At 33.4% G+C, this 3,892-nt stretch carries 4 protein-coding genes; 2 read left to right on the forward strand and 2 right to left on the reverse strand.

Translation table 11 applies throughout. From position 1 onward, the window contains the following. Positions 1-490, forward strand: a 490-nt coding sequence (locus tag WBN20_RS15560; RefSeq protein ID WP_424282345.1) for a DUF3109 family protein, incomplete at its 5' end; no start/stop codon positions are given. On the opposite strand, the gene WBN20_RS15565 is transcribed toward WBN20_RS15560, so the two are convergent. Beyond that, on the reverse strand, positions 483-2,450 hold the full coding sequence (locus WBN20_RS15565; protein ID WP_424282346.1) for a tetratricopeptide repeat protein: 1,968 nt from the start codon (positions 2,448-2,450) through the stop codon (positions 483-485). The two genes, WBN20_RS15560 and WBN20_RS15565, sit on opposite strands and share 8 nt — an antisense overlap. A gap of 18 nt (positions 2,451-2,468) precedes the next feature. Further along, positions 2,469-3,203 (reverse strand): LytR/AlgR family response regulator transcription factor, encoded by a 735-nt coding sequence (locus WBN20_RS15570; RefSeq protein ID WP_424271866.1) that lies wholly within the window; start codon positions 3,201-3,203, stop codon positions 2,469-2,471. 346 nt (positions 3,204-3,549) lie between these two features. On the opposite strand from WBN20_RS15570, the gene WBN20_RS15575 reads away from it, so the two are divergent. Further along, entirely contained in the window at positions 3,550-3,747 is a 198-nt protein-coding gene (locus WBN20_RS15575) for a hypothetical protein (RefSeq protein ID WP_424271865.1), read from the forward strand. Positions 3,748-3,892: the final 145 nt, after the last annotated feature.

The following is a 3,892-nucleotide window of genomic DNA, read 5'->3' on the forward strand; positions in this document are numbered from 1 at the left end:
TGCCTGCTGTATAGACGGCGAGGCGGGAGCTCCATTGGAGGATAAGGAGACAGAAATTCTTGTTGATATTTTCGCAGATGTTAAGCCTTTCCTAAGAGCTGAAGGAATTTTAGCCATAGAAGAACAAGGTGCCTGTATTAAGGGTGCCGATGGCGAATGGGAAACACCTTTGATTAATAAAGAAGAATGTGCATATGTAATTTATTCAGAAAGAGGGATTGCAAAATGTGGACTGGAAGAAGCTTATAATAATGGAGCGACAAAATGGAAAAAACCCGTATCCTGTCATTTATATCCGGTAAGAATTACAGAATATGAAGAACTTACAGCCGTGAATTATCATAAATGGGAAATTTGCGATCCGGCATGTTCTTTGGGAGAAGAATTGAAAATCCCCATTTATAAGTTTGTAAAAGAGGCATTAATTAGAAAATTTGGAAAAGAATGGTATCAGGAATTGGAAAAAACTGCCATGGAAAATTCTAAATAGTAGGAATATGTAATATTACCTCGGTACCCGAGGCTGCACCCTGCTCATTAAAAAGGTCTACAATTTCTAACTCAAATGTATTTTGATAATCTTTAGAAAAAATCGATAAACGTTCTTTTGTAATATTAATTCCGACTGATTTTCTTTTTAAAACCTTGCTTTCTTTGAGTTTTTCGGCAACTTCTCTCCCCACACCGTTATCAGCTATAGCAATATCTATATAACCTTTTTTCGCTCTGCTAATATGCAAGGAAATAGATTTGTCTCCATCTTTAGAAGAGAGACCATGCCATAGGGCGTTTTCTAAAAAAGGTTGAAGAATAAGAGAAGGAATTTTAATGATATGGGGATCAATATCTTCATCTATTATTATTTTAAACTGAATTTCATTAGAAAAACGAATATTTTCTATGGTCATGTATAATTCTACTGTCTCCAATTCTTCAGCTAAAGTTATTTCCTTTACGGAAGAGGCCTCAAGTATTTTACGTACTAGTTTCGAAAACTTATTTAGATAATGAACAGCGTTCTTTTTTTCATTGTTTATGATATAGAGCTTAATTGAATTTAGTGAATTAAATAAAAAATGTGGATTCATCTGGCTACGGAGCATTGTTTGCTCAAGGGTGAGCAGCTGCTTGTCGCTTTTAAGCTGATTTTGTCTGTATAAAATATATAACATTAGTGTTAACAGAGTCAATATTAAGGTGCCAATTAATAAGGTATTTTGATTTCTTCGAAGCTTTAAGTTTATGATTTCATTCTCTTTCGCAAGTACTTCTATCTGATTGTTCTTTTTCTCTGCCTCAGAACGAGAAATTAAATCCGCTAAATATCGCTTGTTACGATCATTGGAAATTATTTCTTCCACATTTGCAGCTTCTAAAAAGAATTCTTTAGATTTTTTGAAATCATCTTTACTTTCCCATAAATCGGCCAAGAAGGAGTATGCCTCTTCCATCTCACTGAGCAGGTTATATTTTTTGGCTAATTCCAGCCCTTTATTTAGATTGTTTTGAGACTCCTCAAACTGATTGTTTTGTAATTGTGCCCAGCCGATATTTATATAAATTGCAGAGACAATCTTCATGTCGCCCAATTCTTTAGCTAACTCAAGAATGGATTCAAAAATTTGAAGCGCTTCATTGTTTTTGTCCTGATGAACATATATATGACCAATGCCAAGACTTGACAGAACTTTGATTCGTTTTGATCCAAGCTTTTCATTAAAGATTAGGGATTTTTCATAATTTTGTAGTGACTCTTCGAGCTTACTCTCTGCTTCAAGGCATTCTGCAATACCCATATAATTCATGGCAAGCCCGCGGGTATTGCCTAATTCGGCCTCTAGCGCTATTGATTTCTTGAAATTGGCAATAGCCAGATCGTATTGACCTAAAGTTCTATAAATATGGGCAATACTACTCAGAGATAAATTTAAGTTCCTTTTTACATCCTCATTAGGTTGTTCTAGAGCCCCCCCTAGATCTATTGCCTTTTGTGCACAGTCTAAAGCCGAGGGTATAGCCTCCGTTTGCCGATAGGCGTTACTTAACATGGTTAAACTGTAAATTTGAAATTCCTTATTTTCATTTACCTCAGCGGCCTCTAAGGCCATTTGGTGTAGTTTAATGGCTTTGCTATATAGTGCATAATCCCGGTAAGATATGCCCAATTGATTAAGTGCATAGGATTTGCCTGCATAGTAGTTTTTCTGAGTTGAAGCATTGGCAAAATAACGCATCAAACTTGTGTCGCGCTGCATGGGTTTGAGTACAATTTCTAATTCTTGGTAAGTTTGAGGGGCTTTTGATATAAGGCTTTCAGTGGTTTCTTTGAAATTTTCGGAGTACTTCTGTGCATTAACCTTATCTATAAAGAGTATGATAATAACACAAAAAAGCAATGAATAATTAGCAGCAACAGAAGGAATAAAGGGGATTTTAAAACTCTTTAACATAAGTAATTCTCGAATTGATTATAACAAATCCAAAAAATCAGACTTTTTTTGACGTGATACAGGTATTTTATGGTTGGATTGAAGCACAACATATCCGTCCGTTTTGAGAAACTCCTTAATTTTATTAAGGTTGATTACATAAGAGTTGTGAATCCTGAAAAAGGAATCACTTGGCAGTAATTCATTAACTTCTTTCAATTTTTTGGTAAGTACAATCTTATGTCCATCTGCAAGGTAAATAGTACTGTAATTACCGTCAGATTCCGCATATAGGATCTGGTCACTTTCCAGGAATACTAATTTCCCGTCGGTATTAAAAGTAATTTTTTTATGCTTTTCGTTAGCATTAAAATTCATTAGAATTTTTTCCAGTTTATCTGAAGTGTAATTTTTTGCATTAAACTTTTTAATTTTTACTATAGTCTCTTTTAAGTCGTCCGTATCAATAGGTTTTAAAAGATAATCGATAGCCTCATTCTTAAGTGCTTTTATGGCATATTGATTGTAAGCTGTAGTAATCACGACAGGGAAATCCTTATTGCTTAATTTTTGAATGAACTGAAACCCATCCATGGTGGGCATTTCAATATCCAAAAACAAGCAGTCGGGGGTGTTTTGGTTAAGATAATTTAATGCTTCAAAAGGATCGGTAAAGGATGCAACCACATTTATTTCATCGCTGAAATTAGTCAATTCCCATGAAAGACTTTGAAGTGCCTTTTTTTCATCATCTACAATAACAGCCTGTAACATTACTTTAAATTATTCCTGTAAGTTACAAAATTAGGAGTACTACTATTAAGACTTTTTGAAATATGTATAGATAGATTAAATAAATGTATGACTGGAACAAAAACACTTAAAGTTTACACTCCAAAGAAAATATTCAGGGATTGGGATTTTAATTTTTTAATTAGAAATATACAATGTTAGATTTATAACAAAATAACATATAAAGGAGCAAAAAATTTCATTTAAAGACAGAATTAATAGCGCAATTTATACATAATTCCATACCAATTATACATATAAGTGCTGTAGAGTATTTGTAACTACATAAATTGGCTTTAGAAAAATTTATATAAAACAGAGCTATTGCATGCTTGATAAGTATAGAGATCTGATGAAAAAATGTGTTATATTTTTTATCCTTTTAATTTTTGCGCTACTGTTTGCAGTTTTAACCGAGAATAAGGAACGTTTGGAACTGATAGATGAAGTAGTTCTTACCGAAAATAACATGGATCATCTTTTGGCAGAAGACCAGGGCCAAATAGCAGAATTATGTACAGAGTAAAAAAATAAAATAAATTACCATGCCGCATATCTTTATAAAATCCCTCAAAGTTGGTCTATTGGTTATTTTGGCCTTAATTTTCACTTCCAGTAATTCAATTGAAGAGAAGTCTGACAAGAAGATATTTGTCGGGGGGATTTATATG

This window comes from Eudoraea sp. (assembly GCF_049665975.1).
Classification (GTDB): domain Bacteria; phylum Bacteroidota; class Bacteroidia; order Flavobacteriales; family Flavobacteriaceae; genus Eudoraea.